Origin of the sequence: Thermococcus eurythermalis, assembly GCF_000769655.1 — an archaeon.
GTDB lineage: Archaea > Methanobacteriota_B > Thermococci > Thermococcales > Thermococcaceae > Thermococcus > Thermococcus eurythermalis.
In genome coordinates this window covers 2,086,881-2,107,627 of sequence record NZ_CP008887.1, presented here as the reverse complement: position 1 = coordinate 2,107,627, position 20,747 = coordinate 2,086,881, and the positions used below count along the sequence as shown (strand labels likewise).

The 20,747-nt window shown below is 54.3% G+C and carries 25 protein-coding genes; 19 read left to right on the top strand and 6 right to left on the bottom strand.

The features are described 5' to 3' along the window. Positions 1–26 precede the first annotated feature (26 nt). Genes TEU_RS11340 through TEU_RS11285 form a run of 12 tightly spaced genes read left to right on the top strand, consistent with a single transcriptional unit; the run spans position 27 to position 11,813 of the window. The gene (locus tag TEU_RS11340; RefSeq protein WP_050003884.1) at positions 27–692 is read left to right on the top strand and encodes a flagellin; all 666 of its coding nucleotides are present in this window, start codon (positions 27–29) and stop codon (positions 690–692) included. Positions 693–702: 10 nt separating this feature from the next. Next, positions 703–1,491 carry a flagellin gene (locus tag TEU_RS11335; protein WP_050003883.1) on the top strand — a complete coding sequence of 263 codons (789 nt, stop codon included), beginning with the start codon at positions 703–705 and terminating at the stop codon, positions 1,489–1,491. A 12-nt stretch (positions 1,492–1,503) separates the two neighbouring features. Continuing rightward, a complete protein-coding gene (locus tag TEU_RS11330) occupies positions 1,504–1,980 on the top strand; it encodes a flagella accessory protein C (protein WP_050003882.1) in 477 nt (158 codons plus the stop codon). 3 nt (positions 1,981–1,983) lie between these two features. Further along, positions 1,984–3,369 (top strand): FlaD/FlaE family flagellar protein, encoded by a 1,386-nt coding sequence (locus TEU_RS11325; RefSeq protein ID WP_050003881.1) that lies wholly within the window; start codon positions 1,984–1,986, stop codon positions 3,367–3,369. Positions 3,370–3,399: 30 nt separating this feature from the next. Beyond that, positions 3,400–3,936, top strand: coding sequence for a hypothetical protein (locus tag TEU_RS11320; protein ID WP_050003880.1), 537 nt, complete (start codon positions 3,400–3,402; stop codon positions 3,934–3,936). Next, positions 3,936–4,409 (top strand): flagellar protein G, encoded by a 474-nt coding sequence (locus tag TEU_RS11315; protein ID WP_050003879.1) that lies wholly within the window; start codon positions 3,936–3,938, stop codon positions 4,407–4,409. Before TEU_RS11320 ends, TEU_RS11315 begins: the two co-directional genes overlap by 1 nt. A gap of 33 nt (positions 4,410–4,442) precedes the next feature. Continuing rightward, on the top strand, positions 4,443–5,141 hold the full coding sequence (locus tag TEU_RS11310; protein ID WP_050003878.1) for an ATPase domain-containing protein: 699 nt from the start codon (positions 4,443–4,445) through the stop codon (positions 5,139–5,141). A 1-nt stretch (position 5,142) separates the two neighbouring features. Then, positions 5,143–6,783 carry a type II/IV secretion system ATPase subunit gene (locus TEU_RS11305; RefSeq protein ID WP_050003877.1) on the top strand — a complete coding sequence of 547 codons (1,641 nt, stop codon included), beginning with the start codon at positions 5,143–5,145 and terminating at the stop codon, positions 6,781–6,783. A 10-nt stretch (positions 6,784–6,793) separates the two neighbouring features. After that, on the top strand, positions 6,794–8,533 hold the full coding sequence (flaJ, locus tag TEU_RS11300) for an archaellar assembly protein FlaJ (RefSeq protein ID WP_050003876.1): 1,740 nt from the start codon (positions 6,794–6,796) through the stop codon (positions 8,531–8,533). Then, positions 8,530–10,458, top strand: coding sequence for a COG1361 family protein (locus TEU_RS11295; RefSeq protein ID WP_050003875.1), 1,929 nt, complete (start codon positions 8,530–8,532; stop codon positions 10,456–10,458). The genes flaJ and TEU_RS11295 overlap by 4 nt, the downstream gene beginning before the upstream one ends. A 41-nt stretch (positions 10,459–10,499) precedes the next feature. After that, positions 10,500–11,150: a protein-L-isoaspartate(D-aspartate) O-methyltransferase gene (locus tag TEU_RS11290; RefSeq protein WP_050003874.1), complete on the top strand. Its 651-nt coding sequence runs from the start codon at positions 10,500–10,502 to the stop codon at positions 11,148–11,150. A 39-nt stretch (positions 11,151–11,189) separates the two neighbouring features. Next, positions 11,190–11,813 carry an HAD-IB family phosphatase gene (locus TEU_RS11285; protein WP_050003873.1) on the top strand — a complete coding sequence of 208 codons (624 nt, stop codon included), beginning with the start codon at positions 11,190–11,192 and terminating at the stop codon, positions 11,811–11,813. A 135-nt stretch (positions 11,814–11,948) separates the two neighbouring features. On the opposite strand, the gene TEU_RS11280 is transcribed toward TEU_RS11285, so the two are convergent. Beyond that, entirely contained in the window at positions 11,949–13,166 is a 1,218-nt protein-coding gene (locus tag TEU_RS11280) for an A24 family peptidase C-terminal domain-containing protein (protein WP_050003872.1), read from the bottom strand. A gap of 9 nt (positions 13,167–13,175) precedes the next feature. Next, positions 13,176–13,340 (bottom strand): class III signal peptide-containing protein, encoded by a 165-nt coding sequence (locus tag TEU_RS11575; RefSeq protein ID WP_081947251.1) that lies wholly within the window; start codon positions 13,338–13,340, stop codon positions 13,176–13,178. Positions 13,341–13,409: 69 nt separating this feature from the next. On the opposite strand from TEU_RS11575, the gene TEU_RS11275 reads away from it, so the two are divergent. Both TEU_RS11275 and TEU_RS11270 read left to right on the top strand, forming a co-directional pair. Then, positions 13,410–13,748, top strand: coding sequence for an ASCH domain-containing protein (locus tag TEU_RS11275; RefSeq protein WP_050003871.1), 339 nt, complete (start codon positions 13,410–13,412; stop codon positions 13,746–13,748). Further along, complete coding sequence (locus TEU_RS11270; protein ID WP_050003870.1) at positions 13,745–14,314, top strand: ASCH domain-containing protein; 570 nt, start codon at positions 13,745–13,747, stop codon at positions 14,312–14,314. The genes TEU_RS11275 and TEU_RS11270 overlap by 4 nt, the downstream gene beginning before the upstream one ends. Here the strand turns inward: TEU_RS11270 and TEU_RS11265 are convergent. Continuing rightward, a complete protein-coding gene (locus TEU_RS11265) occupies positions 14,295–14,576 on the bottom strand; it encodes a hypothetical protein (protein ID WP_144244863.1) in 282 nt (93 codons plus the stop codon). The two genes, TEU_RS11270 and TEU_RS11265, sit on opposite strands and share 20 nt — an antisense overlap. Positions 14,577–14,726: 150 nt before the next feature. Between TEU_RS11265 and TEU_RS11260 the strand changes: the two genes are divergently transcribed. Then, positions 14,727–15,428, top strand: coding sequence for a TIGR02253 family HAD-type hydrolase (locus TEU_RS11260; protein ID WP_050003869.1), 702 nt, complete (start codon positions 14,727–14,729; stop codon positions 15,426–15,428). Positions 15,429–15,923: 495 nt separating this feature from the next. Here the strand turns inward: TEU_RS11260 and pgsA are convergent, their stop codons facing one another. From pgsA to TEU_RS11245, 3 genes are read right to left on the bottom strand one after another with little or no spacing between them, the layout of a single operon-like run. After that, complete coding sequence (pgsA, locus tag TEU_RS11255; protein WP_050003868.1) at positions 15,924–16,493, bottom strand: archaetidylinositol phosphate synthase; 570 nt, start codon at positions 16,491–16,493, stop codon at positions 15,924–15,926. 13 nt (positions 16,494–16,506) lie between these two features. Beyond that, on the bottom strand, positions 16,507–17,040 hold the full coding sequence (locus TEU_RS11250; RefSeq protein ID WP_050003867.1) for a tRNA (cytidine(56)-2'-O)-methyltransferase: 534 nt from the start codon (positions 17,038–17,040) through the stop codon (positions 16,507–16,509). Then, positions 17,037–18,641, bottom strand: coding sequence for a transglutaminase domain-containing protein (locus TEU_RS11245; RefSeq protein ID WP_050003866.1), 1,605 nt, complete (start codon positions 18,639–18,641; stop codon positions 17,037–17,039). Before TEU_RS11245 ends, TEU_RS11250 begins: the two co-directional genes overlap by 4 nt. Before the next feature lie 49 nt (positions 18,642–18,690). On the opposite strand from TEU_RS11245, the gene TEU_RS11240 reads away from it, so the two are divergent. From TEU_RS11240 to TEU_RS11225, 4 genes are read left to right on the top strand one after another with little or no spacing between them, the layout of a single operon-like run. After that, positions 18,691–19,461: an SAM hydrolase/SAM-dependent halogenase family protein gene (locus TEU_RS11240; protein ID WP_050003865.1), complete on the top strand. Its 771-nt coding sequence runs from the start codon at positions 18,691–18,693 to the stop codon at positions 19,459–19,461. A gap of 44 nt (positions 19,462–19,505) precedes the next feature. Further along, on the top strand, positions 19,506–19,706 hold the full coding sequence (locus tag TEU_RS11235) for a hypothetical protein (protein ID WP_050003864.1): 201 nt from the start codon (positions 19,506–19,508) through the stop codon (positions 19,704–19,706). Positions 19,707–19,755: 49 nt separating this feature from the next. Further along, positions 19,756–20,163 carry a type II toxin-antitoxin system VapC family toxin gene (locus TEU_RS11230; RefSeq protein ID WP_265100828.1) on the top strand — a complete coding sequence of 136 codons (408 nt, stop codon included), beginning with the start codon at positions 19,756–19,758 and terminating at the stop codon, positions 20,161–20,163. Positions 20,164–20,178: 15 nt separating this feature from the next. Beyond that, positions 20,179–20,745 carry a nicotinamide-nucleotide adenylyltransferase gene (locus TEU_RS11225; protein ID WP_050003862.1) on the top strand — a complete coding sequence of 189 codons (567 nt, stop codon included), beginning with the start codon at positions 20,179–20,181 and terminating at the stop codon, positions 20,743–20,745. The last annotated feature ends 2 nt before the right edge of the window (positions 20,746–20,747 follow it).

The window sequence follows — 20,747 nt, the reverse complement described above, 5'->3', positions numbered from 1 at the left end:
TTTGATCACTTTCAGGAGGTGGTACTATGCGTAGGGGAGCAATAGGCATCGGCACATTGATAGTCTTCATTGCAATGGTTCTCGTTGCGGCAGTGGCGGCAGGCGTTATCATAGGCACCGCCGGCTACCTTGAGCAGAAGGCTCAGGCGGCCGGGAGGCAGACCACCCAGGAGGTAGCGAGCGGAATCAAAGTCATCAACATCTACGGCTACGTTAATACCACCCCCCCGAGCAAGGGGGCGATAAGCAAGATGGCCGTGCTCGTGGCGCCCAACTCGGGTAGCGAGGGCATTGACATGAGCAACGTGAAGGTCGTCCTCAGCGACGGTGTCAAGCTCGTGGTCTACAACTACAGCGGGATCCTCTACACCGGGGTCATAGACGACCTATTCAATGGTACCAACATCACAAAACAGGTTTGGAACAACACCAACCTCACTAACACGACGTTTGCAATAGCGGTAATCCACGACGGGGGCAGCAAGATGGACACTAGGCACCCGAACCTTGAGTGGGGTGACATGGTGGCGTTGCTCATGAAGACGACTATCTTCGAGACCGAGGACGGCACAAAAGGCATCGGCCCAGCCACCAAGATGGTCGGCAAGGTCATTCCCGAGGTCGGGGCGGCCGGTGTTATAGACTTCACGACCCCGGCAACGTTTAACTACAACGTGATGGTGCTCCAGTGAGGTGGTTACCGTGAGGAGGGGTGCGATTGGTATTGGCACGCTCATCGTCTTCATCGCGATGGTGCTGGTGGCGGCGGTGGCCGCTGGGGTGCTCATAAGCACCAGCGGCTACCTCCAGCAGAAGGCCATGGCCACAGGGAGGCAGACCACCCAGGAGGTAGCGAGCGGAATCAAAGTCATCAACATCTACGGCTACACTCCGGCAGACCCGCCTGGGAGCGGCAACATAACCAGGATGGTCATCTACGTTTCGCCAAACGCTGGCTCTGGAGGAATAGACCTCGCCCACGTTAAGGTTGTCCTCAGCAACGGCAAGCAGATGGCGGTTTACAGGTACGAGATTAACGAGACCAACTACTTCCTCTACTCCGGTGACGTCAGCAACGTGTTCCCGGACGTTGGGGAGAGCAACAATGGTGTCCTTACCTCTGCTCCAACTGACTACACAGAACTTACGGGTACAAACAACACCGTCGAGAACCTCTGGAAGAACCTCTACTACGCTATGACCAATGACGATAAGATGCTCTTTGGCATCATCGTCGTTGCCGATACTGACCAGAGCCTCAGCGGGAGCTGGCAGCACCCCAGCCTCAGCTGGGGCGACATCGCAGGCATAGCAATCTGGACGATACCCTTTGATGATAATGCCAACGAAGACAACGGTTACCAGGACGGCTACGGCATCGGCCCCGGCACCAAGGTTACCGGCAAGGTGATACCAGAGAATAGGGCCGGTGGCGTCATAGACTTCACGACTCCCAGCACGTACACTACCAACCTGATGGAGCTCCAGTGAGGGGGTGGGACGATGGCACTAGACTTCCTTTCATCTTTGTTCAAGAAGAAAAAAGAAGAGGAGCCCACCCCCCCGACCGAGCCCCTTGATGTTGAGGAGCTGGAAGAAGAAGTCGAAAGCAGGCAGGAAAACGAGCAGATTATGCAGATAATGGAGAGACTGAACGAGATCGAGAACGAGGTTCCAAGGATAAAGATAAGCGTTGACACGCTGAAGAAGCAGATACAGGAACTCCGCGACGACATCGATAGGCTCGACAAGACCATCAAGGACGTCATGATGCTCTACGAGGTCATCAGCCAGGAGATAAATCCATTCAAGGAGCAGATGGGGCAGGAGAACCCGCTCAGCAGCGAGATTCAGGAAATCAAGAGAGAACTGGAAGACTTAAAGCTCGAAATTGCACAGATAAAGAATGACCTTAAGGTGATAGCCGGCTACGGCGTTGACCTTGATTCGATAATCTATGAGGTGCTCGCGGAGGTGTGATGCATGGAGATGACAAGGCTCGTCACAGAGGCAGACATCAACGCCAAGCTCGCCGAGCTCAAGGGTAAGGTTCCCAGCGTCGTCATTAACGAGCTCCGGGAGAAGCTGATAGCGAGAAAGGAGAACCTCACCTATGAGCAGCTTGAGAAGATAGTCCAGAAGGTCCTTGAGACCTACGGCAACCAAGTGACCAAGTATGAACAGCTCAGTAAGCGCGTTGACGAGCTTGGTAAAAGGCTGACCGACCTCAGCATGCAGCTCAGCAGGCTCGTCGAGACCCTTGAAACCGCCAAGTTTGACGTCCATGAGAAGAAGGCCGAGAAGGTCTCCCAGAAGGTTGAGGAAGTCCACGAGAAGATTGAGAAGCTTGAGGACATCCTTGAAGGGGAAGAAGAGAAAGAAGAAGTTTCCCCAGAGCTCATTGAAAAGCTTGAGGAGCTCCACAAGAAAGTTGACGAGCTCACCGAGAAAGTTGAGGAGAAGACCGCAAGTGAAAAGCTCGAAGAGGCCCAGCAGAAGCTTGAAGAGCTCCGCGCGAAGATTGAAGCAGGTGAAGCGGTCAGCGAAGAGGAGCTCGCGGCTGCTGAGCAGGCGGTTGCCGAGGCTCAGGCAGAGCTCGCAGAAGAGAAAGCCAGGGAAGCAGAGGAGGCGGAGATTCCTGAGGTCGAGGCTGAGACCATAGAGATGCCAGCGGAAGAAGTGGAGGAAATTCCTGCGGAAGTCTCTGAGGGGGTTGAAGCTCCCGGCGAGGAACTTGAGGTCGTTGAGGGGGCTCCTGAGGCCCCTGAAGTGGAAGAGGCTGAAGAAGCCGGGGGAATTGAAGAAATTGGGGTGGAAGCCCCTGCGAAGGGGACTGAGGAAGTCGTGGGGCTTCCCTCTGAAGAAGCCGGTGAAGTTTTAGTTGAAGAAGTTCCTGCTCATGAAGAAGTTATTGAAGAAAAGGAGGAAGGTGGTGTTGGTATGGCTGAAAAGCTCCAGATTCCCGAGGACATCGCAAGCCTTCTCTTTGAAGAGGAGCCCAAGAAGGCCAGGCTTGAAAAGCTTCCTGAGGACATCGTTTCCACCATGATAGCGCTCAAGTGGCTCGGGTTCCTTATTGACAGGGTCGGCATTCAGAACCTTGAGAGGGTGCTTGAGTTCTACTACGAGATCGGCTGGATAAGCGAGGAAGTCCTCAACCAGCTGCTCCGCTACGCCAAGGGCACCAGGCCTCACCACAGGGATCCCGAGTGGAAGCCCGCCGAGAAGCTCACCGTCCAGGACCACCTCATAAGCCTGCTCTTCATCGAGAGGCTGAGGGGCCTCAAGATAAACAGGAACGTCCTTGACAAGCTGGAAAGGGAAATCAAGATGCTAGAAAAGACGCTGGACGAGTTTTACGGCATTTGAGGGCATCAACAACAGGGTGGGGGGATTGCAATGGGCTTCAGCGTTTCAGCGAGTGCAGCGATAATCTTTATTTCATTTTTAATGGTTGCAGTGACCCTTTACAACGCATGGGACAATGTCTACGCTGAAGTTCAGGCTGCCCAGGAGGATTGGTATAATCTCAAGCTTTCCCAGCTCAACACCCTGTCCTCCTTGGATATACAGAAAAGTAGTGTGAGTACTGGAACTGGTAGTAGTGGGGACTACTATAATCTCACACTTGCAATTCAGAGCAACGGAGTTACCCTCTATGTTCTCCACTGGAGCGGGACGTATGATGGAAAGCTGGTCACACTTTACAACGTTGATGATGATAACGTTGGTTTCCTTTCCAACGATTATACCTATCTCCTCCCTGGAGATTCCGTCCAGTTGAACGTTACCTACATACCCCTCAATGAGACTCGGCACACGCTCAATGTGGTCTTTGGCAATGGGTGTTGGGTTCGCTTCAGCTGGTATTATAACACCACGGACAATGCGGTGTATGTGAATACCTCAAGAGGTTGCCCAACGGAGGTGAGCTAATGGGAGCAGGGGGGCCAGCGAGCGAACTAATAATGTTCATTGTGGCAGTGCTCGTCGCGGGAAGCGTGGCGGGGGGATTGGCCTATGTTACCAACGACATAGCCGGGGGCATCACCGACAGGGGGGCAATGCTGGCCGACAGCCTCAGGACGGACTTTGCGATAATAAACGACCCGCAGAACATTCCCGTGAGTGGGACCGGGCCCTACACGTATACGTTTTACATTAAAAACATCGGAAAGATGAAGATTCCCTTCACGAGCGACGCGGTTCAGGTGTTCATAGATGGAACGTTAATCCCACCTGCAAACCTGACCTTTACAGATGTCGATGGAAACCCGATAACGAGCCTTAATCCCTACGAGGTCGGCCAAATACAGGTTACCCTTGGCACCGCGCTCTCTGCTGAAACGCACAGGATAGTAGTAGTGCTTGAAAACGGCAAGAAGAGAAGCCTGATATTTGAGATTTAATCTCCTGAAATAATGGCCCAGCGGGTGATTACGTTGGTCGAGGAACTGCTCAAGATAGATCTCAAGGGCGATGAGCTCCACCGGCGCCTTGGCGGGGGAATCCCCGCAGGGACTATAATGCTAGTCGAGGGGGATAGGGGTAGTGGTAAGTCTATCTTTGTCCAGAGGCTTCTCTACGGGTTTCTCATGAACGGCTACACCGCCAGCTACATCTCCAGCCAGTACACGACGGTTGAGTACATAAAGCAGATGGAGTCCCTGGGCTATAGTGTAATCCCTTTTCTAATCAGGAAGAAGCTCATATTCGTGTCCCTTTATCCCCTGCTTACGGGAGTGAGTGAAAAGAGAAAGTTCCTCAGCAGGCTTTTTGGCGAACCCCGTCTCTGGGAGCCCGACGTTATGATAATCGACTCATTCTCATCGCTCCTTTCGAGGGAGCAGGATCCCTCTGCAGTTAGGGACTTCCTCCTCTACGTGAAGAAGATGGCCTCCCTTGATAAAGTGATTATACTCACCGCAAACACCGAGGAGATTGATAGGGACTCCCTGTTTATCCTCGAAGAGGCCGCCACCATGCTCATAAGGCTGAGCGTCAAGGTCTTCGGTGGGGACTTGAAAAACTCGGCGACGATAGTCAAGTACAACAACGCTAAGGGAATTTTCCAGAAGATTATACCCTTCCGTGTGGAGCCGAAGGTTGGCCTGATAGTAGAAATAGCGGCGGTGGTGTGACATGGCCCAGGTCTTCAGTGATACCCTTGAAGAGGCAATGGCGAGGAACCCCCACCTGCGCAAGTACATCGACCAGTTTAGGAAGAAGTACGGTAAGGTGCCTGAGTTCCACGCCCAGCTCAGCAGGGACATGAAGGACATACCCTATCCCAATATAATCTATCCCGTAGGAGACCCTATATTTATCCACATCTATGGCGACCCCGCCACCGCCGAGAAGCGCTACATCGTAATTGAGCCCAGAATTGAGAGCAAAGAGGAAGAGGAGAAGTACAATAAGATCAGGGACAAAATCCTTGAGCTGGCCCCGACGAGGGACATCCCTGAAGACCAGGAAGAATTCGAAAGGTTCCTCGATGCCCTCTTTGATGAGGCCGTTCTCAGCTTAGTCAAGTCCGGCAAAGGCGGTTTGATGGGGAGGGGTCAGAGGTTTTTAGTGACCAAAGATGAGATGGAGAAGTTCCGCTACCTCATAAAGAGGGACATCATCGGTATCGGGCCGCTGGAGCCCATAGCCAGGGATCCGTACATTGAGGATATCCACATCATCGGTGCGAACAACGTGTCCCTCGTCCACAAGATATTCGAGATGATGCAGACCAACATAACGTTCGGTGACGACGTCAAGCTCGCCGACTACTTCAAGAACATTGCGGAGCGTATTGGAAGGCCCGTCAGCGACAGGAACCCGATAGTTGACGGTGCACTTCCGGACGGCTCCCGTATAAACATCATCTACTCACCGGACATCTCCATCAAGGGACCGAGTGCCACAATCCGTAAGTTCTCGGCTACTCCGATAAGCATTACCCAGCTGATAGCTTGGGGCACGCTGAGTGCAGAGGTCGCCGCTTACCTCTGGATAGCCCTTGAGTACGGTATGAGTGTCTTCGTCTGTGGTGAGACTGCGTCCGGTAAAACCACCCTCCTTAACGCAATCATCCCGTTCATCAAGCCGAACTCAAAGATATACACTGCCGAGGACACCCCTGAGGTTCAGGTTCCGCACCCAGTGTGGCAGCGCCTTATAACCCGTGAGCGCGGCCCGGAGGAGAGCAGGGTCACGCTGTTTGACCTGCTGAAGGCGGCCCTCCGTTCGAGGCCGAACTACATCATCGTCGGTGAGATTCGTGGTGCCGAGGGTGCCATCGCGTTCCAAGCAATGCAGACTGGCCACCCCGTCATGAGCACCTTCCACGCGGGTGACATTAAGAAGATGATACAGCGTTTCACCGGCCACCCCATAAACGTCCCCATAACCTTCATTGACAACCTCAACATAGCGGTCTTCCAGCAGGCGGTTTACATCAAGGGTAAGTTCCTGAGGAGGACCGTCAGCGTCGTCGAGATTGAGGGCTACTACGAGGAGCTTGGCGGTGTCGCGACGAGGAACGTCTTCGAGTGGGATCCGGTGGCGGACAAGCACATCTTTAGAGGTTTCAACAACTCGTACATCCTCGAAAGGAAGATAGCCGAGATTGCCGGTTACGAAGACCCGAAGGATATCTACAACGAGCTCTTCCTGCGCGCGAGGATTCTGCAGAGGATGGTCGAGCTGGGCATAACGAACTACTGGGACGTCTACAAGGAGATTAAGGCCTTCTACCTCAAGGGTCTCGAAGGCTTAAGCTTCAGGGTCTGAGGTGGTGCCGATGGCCAGCGACAACATCAACATTTTCACCAAGGCCGACCTAAACATGGAGACTTACATCAGGAAAATACTCCTGCCTTACCTGGGACTTTCAGCGGTTCTCTTCATTGCGATAGGTGTCCTGTCAAGACTTTTGCCTATTCCAGATGCCTTGAGAGTGTTGATGTTCCTAATCCCTGTTATACTACTTATCTACGCTGCTGTTTACCCATACGTGGTGGCTGATTCGAAGAAGATTTCAATAAACTCCAGAATGCCCTTTTTTATTACATACTTTGCCGTTCTCTCTACGAGCGAGATGGGTCGTTCGGACTTAATCAAGGTGCTTTCCCAGGACCCCAAGCTCGGTGCGATAGCGAGCGAGCTGAAGAAAGTCCACACGATTGTCAATAGGCTCCACCTTTCGATGCCCGAAGCGTTCCGCTTCCTCGCGAGGAGGACTCCAAGTCAGATGTTCTCCGATTTTCTCGACAGGCTGGCGTACTCCCTTGACAGTGGTGTTGACTTAAAGGAGTACCTCTTCCAGGAGCAGCAGACCGTTATGGATGACTATCAGACCTTCTACGAGGGTGCCCTTTACGACCTTGATATCTTCAAAGAAATTTACGAGTCAATTATCATATCGGTCGTGTTCATAGCGTCTTTCGTCATTATAGGCCCTATAATCACGGGCATGGACATAGGCAAGATGGGCCTTTATGCCGTTGCCTTAATCCTTGCCGCTGAGGTTGGAATACTACTTGTCATCAAGTTCAGGATGCCCGAAGACCCGATATGGGCCGAAAGCAGGGGGGTATATGACCCGCGCAGGGAGAAGATAAAGAGGGCGGCGATATACTCTGCCATGGGTGTTGTTATCACTGCTCTCGTTTACTTGGTTCTGATACGTCCGCGTTTTGCCCTCCCGGCACCCTTCGCTCTGGCCCTAACACTGACTCCCCTATACTACCTCGGCCACGTGGTAGATAAAGAGGAGAAGTCCATATTCCGAAAAGACGAAAACTTCCCCGCCTTCATTAGAAGCCTGAGCTCTTCCCTCGCGGCCAGCGGTGCTTCTCTTGTACTGGTTCTAAAGTACCTGAGCGCCCATGACTTCGGTTCGCTCACGGAGGACATCCAGGCACTCTACAGGAGGCTTGCGGTTCGCGTTGACAGGGACAGGGCGTGGGACTTCTTTATCACTGGAACCGGGAGCTGGCTTATTGGCATATTCTCGGAGATATTCAGGGAGAGCCTCAGAATGGGTGCGGAGCCTGATTATGTTGGCATTGTCATCAGCAGAAACTTTGAGAGGCTCGTCCGCCTCAGGAGGAAGAGGCAGCAGAGCGTAGCGAGCTTTATAGGAATAATCTACGGTCTGACTGGGGCATTTGCATTCGCCCTCGCGGCGTCTTTCCAAGTGGCCGTCTCGATAAGCCAGCTCTTTTCCCAGATGAACATGGAACTCGCCAACCAGTACATCGGTGACATTATCCATGTAATCCCTCCTTCGGGCATAACGTTCCTTATGTACATGATGCTCACCATGATGGTTCTCCACTCCCTCCTGTCAAGTGTCGTAATCAAGCTCGCCGACGGCGGGCACATCCTTGGCTCTGCGAGGTACTTTGTCATACTCGCTTGGATATTCGCGGTTGGAATGTACCTCGGCCAGACCCTCATGGAAAAGATGATGGGTCTCGGTGGGGGGAGTGCTGAGATAGTTGCATATCTCCTGACTCTTGCGGGGGTGGTACCATGAAACGGTTGGTCTTGATTTTATTCATTCTGCTTCTTCCGCTCGCTGAAGCATCAACGTTTACAGGCTACGTAGGGCTCTCTTCCACGATTAATGTGGGCAACTACTCCGTGAAGATTAAGGACGTCTCGCAGGCAGATGGTTCGCTTCTTCTTGACGTTTCCACCCCTTATGGGAGCAGGATGGAGAGTGTCCCGCTGGGGAGTACGCTTTCCCTCGGCGGGCTGAACCTGACGTTTGAGAAGGTGTTCTTTGGGCCTAGGTCGCTGGTGTTCCTCTCTTCAAGTTTTCCGTATGTCCTGCAGGGCGAGAACGTCACGGTTGGGCCCTATGAGATAGATGTGCTCTCCGTTGGAAAGTCCGGTCTTGTGCTGAGGGTCGGTTACAATAACGAGGACAAGACCTTCAAGCTCTCATCTAAGTCTTCGTTCAGGTTCAAAAACCTCGTGGCCAACGTATCCGGCTTTCTCCCCGTTTACTCCGGCTACCTGAAGCTCAACGACAGTGTCTCCTTTGTGGGCGAGACGGTTACTTTTGTTGAGGCAAGGGTTGAAAACACCTCCAAAGGGTTCATTGAGACCGTTTTCTTCTCGTATAACGATTCAACTTACGAAGTGCCCGTTGGAGGGGAGAAGGTAATCGGGCCGTTCCTTGTTAAGGTCGATGACCTCATAGGAGTTAACTACACCAAGGTTGACGTCAACTTCTTGGGCGTCTCTATGGACTTGGCGATTGTTCCGGACGAGGTCTTTTCCCTGGCTCCAGGTCAAACAAAGGCCCTTGGGCCCTACCTCTTCCGCTATGAGTACAGCTTCGGCAACAGGCTCGGTGTCTCTCTCCTTAAGCCGTGTCAGGTTGTCATAACTACCGCGTCTCTCGTGGTCTCCAACGTTTCGACGCTCCTCTACCACGACGGTTTGACCGTTGTTCCTCTCTCCGTGGACTCCAGCGGGAAGGCCTGGTTTGCGAGCTTCATAGACCCCGATGAGCTCCCATCAGTAAACAAAGTCGCCAATGTCCTCGTCACCCTCAAGGACGGGGACGCGAGGCAGTACCTCCCCACGGCCCTAACCGTTGAGGTCGAGAACACTGGCAACGTTGCCCTCTCCAACCTTACGATAGAGTTCGTTCCTGGCGACGTCAAGGTGCTCTCTGGCACGGAGTTCTTCTTGAAGTCCCTTAGGCCTGGAGAGAAGAGGGAGTTTAAAGTCGTAGTCCTGCCCACAAGGCCGGGCAAAGTTTCGGCGGGAAGGGTCAAAGTAGTAGCAACGGCCCCCTACGAGCTTGCGTGTGGGGGATATACCCTCCTTAGATTTTCCTCGAACGAACTTACCCTTAACGTGAGGCCAACAAGGGTCAGGTACTACCTCATGGCCTCTGCCCCCGAAAACGCCTCTCTCTACAGGCCCGTAAACCTGACCGTTGTGGTCAGAAATGAGGGTGACGCGGCGCTCCCTGCGAACCTGACGCTTGCCGTCCCACAGGGCGTTGCCGTTGCCGCGTCAGACAATATTTTTGCCAGCGGGAGCAGTGTAGTGCTTCCCCTCCACCTTTCTCCGGGCAACGAGACCACCCTGAGCTTCGTGGTTGTGCCCTACACACCCGGAGAAAAGCCCCTCCGGGTGGCGGTGGTCTCGCTTCCGGGTGTTGTCAACGAGACGAGTGTGTCCATATCTGTCTTTGAGGAAACGGAGGGGGAGCAAAATGGGACCGAAACGGTGACCTCCACTTCCACCGGCGGTGTGAACTCTACCGTTACTGTTACGGTCACGGAGACCAAGACGGAAGCAAAGAATGTGATTATAACCACGACCTCCAGCGTTCCGTACACGCCCCTTACTGCAAAGGCGCTCTGGTTTGGTGTTGGGTTTGCGCTCGGTGCTGGTGTAATCATAGCGATAGCCTGGTATCTGGCCAGAAAGTCGTGAGCCTTTTATTCCCTTTTTCCAAAGACTAAACGGGGGTTCCTATGAACCTCGATGAGCTGTGGGGGAGAACTGTTGAGAACCTTGTCCGCGAGGGCATTATAAAGAGCGAGGCCGTTAAGCGGGCCTTTCTCAAGTACCCGCGCTACCTCTTCGTTGAGGGGAAATACCGGAAATACGCCCACTTAGACGAGCCGCTACCTATTCCGGCGGGGCAGACCATAAGTGCCCCCCACATGGTCGCGATAATGCTCGAACTCGCCGACTTAAAGCCTGGAATGAACGTCCTCGAAGTTGGCACGGGTAGCGGCTGGAACGCCGCCCTTATATCTGAGCTCGTGAAGACCGACGTCTACACCATCGAGAGGATTCCCGAGCTGGTCGAGTTCGCGAGGAGAAACCTTGAGTGCGCCGGGGTTAAGAACGTCCACGTGATTCCCGGCGACGGGAGCATGGGCTTCTCCCCGAAGGCCCCATACGACAGGATAATCGTGACCGCTGGAGCCCCTGACATACCGAGGCCCCTTGTGGAACAGCTCAAGCCCGGTGGAAAGCTCATAATTCCCGTTGGGAGCTACCACCTGTGGCAGGACCTTCTTGAGGTTATCAAGCTCGAAGACGGTTCGATTAAGGTAAAGAACCACGGGGGCGTTGCCTTCGTGCCCCTCATCGGGGAACACGGCTGGAGGGAGTAGGCTTTTAAGCTTCCTTTCTGCCTCTTTTCAGGTGGTAAGATGGTCAGGCTCATAGCTTTTGACGTCGAGGGAACCCTTGTAAAGGCGCGCTCAAGCTGGGTCGAGCTCCACAAGAAGTTCGGCACGTGGGAGAAGGGAAAGGAGTACGCGGAGCTCTTCTTTGCAGGAAAGATTGACTACGCCGAGTGGGCTGAGCTCGATGCTTCACTCTGGATTGGGCGAAAAAAGGGAGAAATCCTTGAGTGGGCCGATTCGGTGGAGTACAACGACTACGCCTTCGAGCTCGTGGAGTTCCTGCGCGAAAACGGCTTTAAGGTAGTCCTCCTTTCGAGCGGGCTGATGTGCCTCGCCGGCAGAGTGGCGAGAGAACTTAAGGCAGACTACGTCTACGCAAACGAGCTAATATTCGAGAACGGCAGGGTCGCCGGCGTCATCCCAAGGGTAGACTTTGAGGGGAAGGGCGCGATACTCAGAAGGCTCAAGGAGGAGCTCAAACCTGAACTGACGATAGCGGTCGGCGACGGCTTCAACGACCTCAGCATGTTCCGCGAGGCGGACGTGGCGATAGCGATAAACCCGCACGAGGGCGTTGAGGGCGACCACGTCGTTGAGAGCCTGAGGGAAGTGCGGGAAATAATTGAAGGACTGATAGGGGGTCGGTGAAGGGCGTGCTCCTCACCGCTCGGCAAAGCAAAAGCTCGTCATCCCCCTGTCGGCCCGGCCGGAACCCCCGGTTCACGATTCCCCAGGGAGGGCGGGCGCCGGGCCGGTGGAAAATTGGAAAAAGGCCTTAAAACTTTAGAGGCCCATGAGCTTGAGCTCAAGCCACCAGAACAGGTCGCCGATGAAGTAGCTTATCAGGAAGCCGAGGAATATCGCCGGCGCGAAGGGCATCGCTTTCTTCCTCAGGAACTTGTTCTCCAGCTTTCCTTCCTCCACGAGCCTCTTAAGCTCTTCAATTTGCTCCCTCGTCAGTCCCTCGGCGCTCGGTGAGGCGATGACCTTTTCATAGCTCGGATTGAGGATTGAAATGTCCACCCTCAGGAGCGCGACCTTGAGCCTCTCGAAGGGGTCTGTCCTGTCGCGTCCGATTTCCCCGTCCTTCTCGAAGATGGTTTCTCCCAGTATGTCCCACTCCCTGAGCTCCTCGACCGGAACCTCCTCGATGAGGACGTTCCTCCTTATGAACTTGACGAGGGCAATGAACACCTTGAAGGCGTAGAGGAACGCGAGGAGCCTCAGGAATGCCACGAGGGCGCTTTCGGGCGAGAGGTAAATGAGGTACACCAAAACGAGGGCGCCAGCAATGTCTCCCGCTCTTCCGAGCTTTCCGAAGACGGTTATGAGTGCTATCGTGAGGAGCCAGCTGAGGACTGGGTTAATCTGAAGGCCGAGCCCGACCATTAGTATCGTCCTGATTCCCAGGGCCCCCATAATCCAGAGGGAGGCCCTCAGAGTGGTGCCCGCGCCTGAGACGAATATCTCTCTGAGCTCTGAGAAGCTCCTTTTCACGAGTATAACGCCCAGTGCGTAGATGAAAATGAAGGGGAACACGGCGATGAGCCCGTTGAGGAGGATTGCCACAGCGTAGAGGGGGTAGCTGGTGTAGTATGGTGCAGTGACTTTGGCAGTGTCAGGAGGGTACGGCAGGAGCGCCGAGAAACCGGCCAGAATGAGCGCGTCACCGCTCGCCCAGGCCCCTATGTAGAACAGGAGCAGACCCAGGGCCAGGCCCACGAACAGGGATATTATGCCTGAGAGCGCGACCGGAATGTTGCCCTCGCTGAGCCCCCTGTAGAGGTAGTAGATGATTCCAATCTCAACGGCGGGAATTGGTAGCTTGACGACCCAGTCCGGCAAGGGCACTTCTTCGTCGTCTTCTTCCCACCCAAGGAGCTTTCCGATGAGCATCAATATGACTGAGACGTGGTTGTCAAAGATAAAGCCCGTCTTCAGGTCTGTATAAGAGGTCACCAAACCCATAGCTAGCCCTGCTAGAAGCGGAATCAGCTCCATGCTTTCACCTCACAGGTTTTCAAGGATTTCCTTTCTGACGTCCTTGATGTATGTGGTAATGTCCCTGTTGAGGTTCTTAACCGAGTCCAGGACTACCTTTGCCGCTATCGAAACGAGCACGAGAACCGCCGCGAGCATGAACAGGTATTCCAGTGCAGTCTGGGCCCTTCTCATGGTTCACTCCCAATAGGGTTACGTCCCAAAGCCTTTAAAAGTTTCCCCGAATTTTCTCCGGGAGCGAAAATGAAGGTTTACAGACTGTTCGTTCGAGACGAGTACCTCGACTTCATAAAGTCGGGGGAAAAGCGGATAGAGGTTCGTGTGGCATACCCTCAGCTCAGGAAAATTCAGCCCGGGGACAAGATAATCTTCAACGATTCAATTCCCGCGGTGGTTACTGGAGTCAAGCGCTACGAGACTTTTAGGCAGGTGCTCCGCGAGGAGCCGATAAAGAAAATCTTCCCTGACGAGCCGAGCTTTGAGAGGGCCGTTAAGAGGTTCCACAACCTCTACCCCAAGTGGAAGGAGAACCGCTACGGGGTCATAGCCATAAAGTTCAAGCTCGTCGGTGAGGGGAGATGAAGCACCTCGAATTCGACGGGCGTTACGCGGACGCTATACTGAAGGGTAAGAAGAGGGCCACCGTAAGGCTGGGCAGAAGGCCGAGCCTGAAGGAAGGGGACGTCGTGCTGATACACGCCGGCGGCTACGCCCTGGGGAAGGCGGTAGTAGAGAAGGTCGAGACCAAGACCGTGAAGGAGCTCACCGATGAAGACGCCTTCCTCGACGGCTTTTCGAGCAGGGAGGAGCTTATAAGGGCGTTGAGGGAGCACTACAAGTACGTCAACGACGACTCAAAGGCCCACGTCGTGGTCTTCCGTCTCGTGGAGAAGTTCGACAAACCGGTGATGAGCTCGGACTACGCCTACGAGGGCAACCTGCCGGTGGAGATAGCGGAGAAGGCCCTGAAGTACCTCGATTTGCCTAAGGAGGACAGAAAGCTCATAGAACTGTTCCTCAAGACTGGTAGTCTCAGGAAGGCCGCCTATCGGCTCGGCGGACTGAACAAGCGCTACCTGATAAGGGACGCACTGAGAAGGGCCTACGAGGAACTGAAAAAGAAGGGAATCATGGGGCCGAAGCTTTAACGCTCTCTAAGAGTGTTATCGTTTCCTTTCCCTCGACATCTCTTTTGATGGCTGAGAGTTTAATGGGCATGAGCTTGAAGGTGTTTCTCCTAATAAGGTGCCTGAGAGCCCTTTCAAACTCCTCAAGCTCCTTCTCGCTGGTAAAGTCCACCTTGGCTATGAAGTCATACTCCCCGTAGAGCCACTGCCCGCTGACGGGGAGCTTTTCAAGAACCTCGTCCCTGACGCCCCAGACAAGGAGTATTGCCTCGATACTTCCCACCCCATCAAGAAGAGTGCAATCCTGCGATAAAAGCCTTTCTCAACTTCTTCCGTCAAATTTCCAACTATTCGAAAAATTTTCGCAGACGGTTCGTCTCTCCGGCGGGAACCGTTTTAACGGCTGGCTTCAAAGGAATTAACGGTGGTGACCGTGAAGGCCGTCTTCTTCGACTTTGTCGGGACGCTGATAACGAAAAAGGGTGAAAACGTCACCCACCAGAACATTGTGAAGGAAGTCCTCAGGAGGGCAGGCCGGGAAGACCTCGACTACCTGAAGGTCTGGGAGGAGTACGAGAAAGAGAGCTCCGCCCTCTTCAAAGAGCTCGCCGGCAAGCCCTACGTCAAAATCAGGGACGTTGATACCGATGCCATGCGCAGGGTTGCCGGGCGCTACGGCTTTGAAGTTCCCGAGGACTTCTGGGAGATAAGCATCGCGATGCATGAGAAGTACGGGGAGCTCTTTCCCGATGCCGTTGAGACCCTAAAGGCCCTCAAAGACCTCGGCCTTCACGTGGGAATCATAACCGACTCCGACAACGACTACATAGAGGCCCACCTGAAGGCTCTCGGCATCTATGACCTCTTTGACTCGATAACCACGAGTGAGGAGGCCGGCTACTACAAGCCCCACCCCAGGCCGTTCCAGCTGGCCCTTGAAAAGGCCGGGGTCGAGGCGGGCGAGGCTTTGTACGTTGGAGACAACCCTGCCAAGGACTGCGTCGGGGCAAAAAACGTTGGTATGGTGAGCGTCCTTCTTGACCCGAAGGCCGAGAAGAGGGAGCTCTGGAGCAACTGCGACTTCGTCGTTTCAAAGCTGGGTGACGTCATTGAAATCGTGAAGGGCCTAATCTGACCTCCTCCCTGCCGTTCACGGCGAGGGTTCCAACTGTTTAACCTCTCGCCATTGATGGGGAGGTTTGCGGGTTCATTACCTACTCGTGTTGCCACTTTCGGTTCAGCCCGCGGGCCGGGTCTTCGGCCCGTTACCCCTACCGCGCAGAGCGGTTTGGGGTTATGGTTTAGAGGCCACCGTTCAGAGTTTTCAACCGCTCGAAGGCGGTTTTTGAAGAGACGCCTAACGGCGTCTTCCTCCCACCGTAGGGAGGACACAGTGAAAACCCCTCATCTCATCGGGTTGTTCTTTGATGGCCTTTTCAGGGTCTTATTACATTGCAAGAGTTCAAAAAGGTTTCTATTCGAATGCCGAATTTTAGAATCTCTGCATCCCCACCCTAAAGGGCGAGGCTTTCACGAGGTAAAAATGATGGAGAAACGGGGTCGGTAACGGCAGGGCTCTTCATCGGAACCTCAGATAGCGAAATTCTCGTCATTCCCCTTTTCCACTTCTTCACTTAAGCCTCTGGTATGCGGCGTAAAACCTCTGGAAGACCGTTATCCAGGCGAGTATTCCCACGAGGTAGACGCCGTACTTTGCGTATTCAACCCCAATGAACGAGAAGGCCATCAGTATTATCAGCCTCTCTGCCCTCTCGGCTATGCCGACGGCGAGCTTTCCTGAGCCAGCTAACTCGGCCCTGCAGCGCTCGTAGCTCACGAGATAGCTCCCAATGAGGGTCAAAAACGCCACGCGCCAGTCCACGAGGCTTCCCAGGGCTATCCCGAACAGCACAGCCCCGTCGCTTATCCTGTCGAACGTCGAGTCAAGGAAGGCACCGAAGCGGCTCGTCTTTCCAGTGAGCCTCGCAAGAGTGCCGTCAAGGGCGTCAACGAGGGAGCCTATGAGGAGAACCAAAGCGGCCAGTCTCGGCTCGCGGAGGGAATAGAGATAGGCCGAGAGCAGGCTGAGAATGAGGCCGAGAACCGTCACGGTGTTCGGCGTGAGCCCGGCCTTTGCGAGGGGTTTAACTATTGCCTCAAGATAGCCCCTGACGTTCTCGCGGTACTTGTTGAGAACCATCTCCACCGCCTCTTTACTCAAGCTGGACGACCTTCTTCCCCCTCTCCTGCGGAATGATTTTGAGCTTCGCCCCCTCGAACTCCTTCCTGAGGCCCTCACCGTCGAGGAGCCTGTCGAGGAAAACCGCCAGCGCCGCCACCTCGCTGTGGGGCTGGTTGCCAACTGCCACGTTGTAGTGGGCCAGCTCATAAACGTCTCTCGGAACCTTCTCGGCGCCGACCACGACGAGGATGTCCTTTCCGGCCTTCAGCTCTTCCTTCAGCTTCGGCATCGCGTCGTCAACGTGGATTCCGTACATCGTGAGGTGGACGATTACGCCTTTCTCGCGCCACTCCTTCAGGATTTTCTTCCAGCCCGGGTCGAACTCTATCTCGAAGGGGCCTCCCCACCTCTTAACGACGTCCTCAACGCTCTCCCTTACGTGCTCGTCCTCTTCCGCCGCTATGATTATTTTGTCAGCCCCAAAGGCCCTCGCCGTCAGGGCCACGTGAGTGGTAATCCTCTTATCCCTCTCTGGCCTGTGGCCGAGTCTTAGCACTACTATCATGGCACCTCACCGATGAAGATTTTCCAGTAGTACGTGAAGTCCTCGCGCCAGGGCAGGTCATGGTAGAACTCGTAGAGGGCTTTTATGTTTTTCTGGATTTTGTCTACCTCCCATTCCGTTAGTACGTAGTTCAGGCTGGCATCGTTCGGTGCCGCTGCGAAGAGGAAGAGCGCGTAAATCCTCTCCTGCCCATTGAGGCCGTTCAGGATGCGGTCAAACTTGGAGCGGAGGGAGGGCCGAACTCGGTCTGTTATTACCTTCGTGAGCCTCTCCTCAAGGTCGGCCGTGAACTGGCTGGTAATGTCAACGTGTCCGTGGGAACCCTCCTCGTACTTAAGCGCCACGAGGCGTTGCCCTTCCCTAGTCGCGAGCTGGTAAACCCTTGGGAAGTAGGGGCTGGCAAGGTATTCGTCCAGGGTTCCGATAAATCCGTGGCGGAAGTCGACCACGTACCAGCCGTCGCTGGTGTAGAACTCCGTGATTGGGCGGGAGGTGCAGTCGGTGCCGTCGTACATGCTCACGACTCTCGCTGGGACGTTTATTGACCTGAGCATCGCGGTTATCAGAACCTGAGCTTCGTGCGGGCTTATTGAATCCTGCCTGAGGAGCTCCTTCGGGTTGAGCGTTCTCGTTGTCCCCGTGAAGTTGTAGGTGGTTCTAATCCATTTATAGAGCTCAAGGGCCGCATGGTATTCCGAGCTCGCGTCTCCCACTATCGAGAGGGTAGCGGGTCTAAACGCCGTCGCGTTGAATATGGAAGTCGAGTTGTACTTCTCTTCCCAGTACCTGTCAACGATGTGTCCGCTGGAAGTCCATGAGTACTCCTCCCCGTAGGCCTCCATTAGCTGGTCGAGCGTCGCTTCCCACGGCTTCCAGATGACGTGAACCCTGAAGCTCTTTGCCATGCTCTTTTCCGCAGTCCCGATGCGGTACTGAATGAGAACCGAGACGAAGCCCTCGCGGTAGGCATAGGGTGCCTTGAAGGTGTAGCTGAGGGTTACGCTTTCCCTCGGCGGAATGAGTGCCGGGGGAGTTGGGGCGCTGAGCATCTTCATGCCCGGCAGGGGCGCGAAGCTTACCTTGAGAAGCTCGATGCTCTGGTCGTGTTCGTTGGTCACCGTGATGTTCACGGGTATGTTCTCTCCGCCCCTGACGAATTCGGGTGCACTGACGTCTATCTTGAGCTTGACAGGGACGTTTTCTTCTTTGGAAACGGCGATCTTGAACTGGCCGTAAAAGCCAGTCCAGGTTCTTTTGAGTTCGTCTTTCAGCTCAAGGGATACCTGAAGGGGGTACACCCCAGGCTTAGGGGGTGCGCGGACTATCCACACGAGCTGGACGGCTTCCCCGACCTTCAGGACGGGTGGGAACCTAGGCTCCTGGACGATGTAGAAGTTGTCGTTGCCGAGTATCAGCGTTGCCCCGACAAGGCCGACCTTTCCGGTGTTGTTGATGGTCACGATTATGTGGAACGTCCCTCCCGGTGGCACGTTGGTCTTATCAATGGAGAATGTGACCTTGGCGGGCGGCTTCACGAGACAGCCAGATGCGAGCACGATGAGTGCAATTGCCAGAAAGACCCCCACTCTCCTCACGTTCATCTCCAAACCCTTTAAAGCCTGGACCGTTAATAAGCTTTAGGTGGTGGCGATGATAACGCTGACGACGGACTTCGGCCTGAGGGGCCCCTACGTCGGCGAGATGAAGGTGGCGATGCTAAGGATTAACCCGGACGCGAGGCTCGTTGACGTGACCCACGCGGTTACGAGGCACTCTGTAATCGAGGGCTCCTTCGTTATGGAGCAGGTGGTTAAGTACTCCCCCCAGGGGACGGTTCACGTCGGAGTCATAGACCCCGGCGTCGGCACCGAGAGGAGGGCGGTTGTGATCGAGGGCGACCAGTGGCTCGTCGTTCCGGACAACGGTCTGGCAACGCTCCCGCTTAAGCACCTAAACGCAAAGCGTGCCTGGGAGATAGACCTTGAGCGGATAAAGCGCTTCACTGGCTGGAGAATAAGCTCTACCTTCCACGGCAGGGACGTTTTTGGGCCGGCCGGAGCGCTCATTGACAAAGGGGTTCCCCCCGAAGAGTTTGCCAATGAAGTCCCGCTCGACTCCCTCGTTAAGCTTGACATCGAGCCGAGGAGAGAAGGCGACCTCTGGTCGCTCAAAGTAATCTACATAGACGACTTCGGCAACGTCATACTCAACCTTGAGGACTACGAAAGGCCGAAAGCCGTTGAACTGCCTGATTTCGGGCTTAAAATCCCTTACCTCAACACCTACGGCCAGGTGGGGTCCGGCGAGCTTTTGGCCCTGCCCGGAAGCCACGACTACCTTGAGATTGCCGTGAACCAGGGGAACGCGGGCGAGAAACTCGGCCTGAAGGTCGGGGATGTTGTCAGGGTGAAGCTGGTTTAGAAAGTGTTTTGAAGAGACGGAACGAACTTTTAGCGGGTGGGAAAATGGGAGAAATAACCCTCCGTGTTCGAGTTCCCGACGGTATGGAAAAGCTGTTTGAGAGGGAGGTCATGGCAATAATTAAGACACTGAAGGGGAGGAGAGAGAAGCCAAGGGTTACCCTGGACGATGTTTTTGGCATCGTCAAGAGTGAGAAGAGCGCTAAGGAGCTGAGGTTGGAGGCCTATGAGGAGCTCTTTGGTTGATTCCTCCGTTATTATTGAGGCTTTAAAGGGCAACCCAACGGCAAAGCGATTGATCCAGTCGCTCGAAAGCGATCCGAAGTTTATAAACCCCATAATCTTCAGTGAAGTCCTGTTCGTTTTTCTGAAGCTCGTTACTGGAAAGAGTTACCTAACACTTAGGGGCAATCCCAAGGAAATTGAAAAACACAGGGATAAGCTTGAGAAAGTTTATCTCTATCTCAAGGACAATTTTTCCGAGCTTCCCCTCACGGAAGAGATAGAGGAGAGGGCGTTTGAATTTATTCTGAACTACGGCATGCTTCCCAACGATGCCCTAATCCTTTCAACGGCGAAGTTTTATGGAGTGACACTCGTAACCCTTGACGAGGACTTTTTGTATCCTGCCCGTTCTGAGAAAGTGGAGGCCATAACTGGTGATTCGTTCGCTGAAACTGAACGAACCATTCAAAAGGATTGAACGAGGTGATTAACAATGGTCAAACGCGGTCTCTTCGTTGGCCGTTTCCAGCCTGTCCATAACGGGCATCTGAAGGCGCTTGAATTCGTCTTTTCGCAGGTTGATGAGGTCATCATAGGAATCGGAAGCGCCCAGGCAAGCCACACGCTCAAGAACCCCTTCACGACGAGCGAGAGAATGGAGATGCTCATAAGGGCCCTTGACGAGGCGGAGTTCCCCAAGAAGCGCTACTATTTGATTCCCCTCCCGGACATAAACTTCAACGCCATCTGGGCCACCTACGTGGTCAGCATGGTGCCGAGGTTTGACGTCGTCTTTACCGGGAACTCTCTGGTCGCTCAGCTTTTCCGCGAGAAGGGCTACGAGGTCATCGTCCAGCCGATGTTCAGGAAGGACATCCTCTCGGCGACCGAGATAAGGAGGAGAATGGTCAACGGCGAGCCGTGGGAAGACCTCGTTCCAAAGAGCGTGGCCGAGTTCATACGGGAAATCAAGGGTTGCGAAAGGATAAAGATGCTCGCAACCAACCTTGAGAAGAACGAGAAGGAGCTCCAGGCGCCGATAAGGATTCCGGAGTTTTAGAC

Coding starts and splice junctions, on each gene's coding strand:
- TEU_RS11280 (WP_050003872.1), bottom strand. CDS start 13,166: ATGGAGCTGATTCCGCTTCTAGCAGGGCTAGCTATGGGTTTGGTGACC.
- TEU_RS11325 (WP_050003881.1), top strand. CDS start 1,984: ATGGAGATGACAAGGCTCGTCACAGAGGCAGACATCAACGCCAAGCTC.
- TEU_RS11320 (WP_050003880.1), top strand. CDS start 3,400: ATGGGCTTCAGCGTTTCAGCGAGTGCAGCGATAATCTTTATTTCATTT.
- TEU_RS11225 (WP_050003862.1), top strand. CDS start 20,179: ATGGTCAAACGCGGTCTCTTCGTTGGCCGTTTCCAGCCTGTCCATAAC.
- pgsA (WP_050003868.1), bottom strand. CDS start 16,493: ATGGTTCTCAACAAGTACCGCGAGAACGTCAGGGGCTATCTTGAGGCA.
- TEU_RS11295 (WP_050003875.1), top strand. CDS start 8,530: ATGAAACGGTTGGTCTTGATTTTATTCATTCTGCTTCTTCCGCTCGCT.
- TEU_RS11575 (WP_081947251.1), bottom strand. CDS start 13,340: ATGAGAAGGGCCCAGACTGCACTGGAATACCTGTTCATGCTCGCGGCG.
- TEU_RS11330 (WP_050003882.1), top strand. CDS start 1,504: ATGGCACTAGACTTCCTTTCATCTTTGTTCAAGAAGAAAAAAGAAGAG.
- TEU_RS11340 (WP_050003884.1), top strand. CDS start 27: ATGCGTAGGGGAGCAATAGGCATCGGCACATTGATAGTCTTCATTGCA.
- TEU_RS11290 (WP_050003874.1), top strand. CDS start 10,500: ATGAACCTCGATGAGCTGTGGGGGAGAACTGTTGAGAACCTTGTCCGC.
- flaJ (WP_050003876.1), top strand. CDS start 6,794: ATGGCCAGCGACAACATCAACATTTTCACCAAGGCCGACCTAAACATG.
- TEU_RS11250 (WP_050003867.1), bottom strand. CDS start 17,040: ATGATAGTAGTGCTAAGACTCGGCCACAGGCCAGAGAGGGATAAGAGG.
- TEU_RS11270 (WP_050003870.1), top strand. CDS start 13,745: ATGAAGCACCTCGAATTCGACGGGCGTTACGCGGACGCTATACTGAAG.
- TEU_RS11315 (WP_050003879.1), top strand. CDS start 3,936: ATGGGAGCAGGGGGGCCAGCGAGCGAACTAATAATGTTCATTGTGGCA.
- TEU_RS11235 (WP_050003864.1), top strand. CDS start 19,506: ATGGGAGAAATAACCCTCCGTGTTCGAGTTCCCGACGGTATGGAAAAG.
- TEU_RS11240 (WP_050003865.1), top strand. CDS start 18,691: ATGATAACGCTGACGACGGACTTCGGCCTGAGGGGCCCCTACGTCGGC.
- TEU_RS11275 (WP_050003871.1), top strand. CDS start 13,410: ATGAAGGTTTACAGACTGTTCGTTCGAGACGAGTACCTCGACTTCATA.
- TEU_RS11305 (WP_050003877.1), top strand. CDS start 5,143: ATGGCCCAGGTCTTCAGTGATACCCTTGAAGAGGCAATGGCGAGGAAC.
- TEU_RS11245 (WP_050003866.1), bottom strand. CDS start 18,641: ATGAACGTGAGGAGAGTGGGGGTCTTTCTGGCAATTGCACTCATCGTG.
- TEU_RS11285 (WP_050003873.1), top strand. CDS start 11,190: ATGGTCAGGCTCATAGCTTTTGACGTCGAGGGAACCCTTGTAAAGGCG.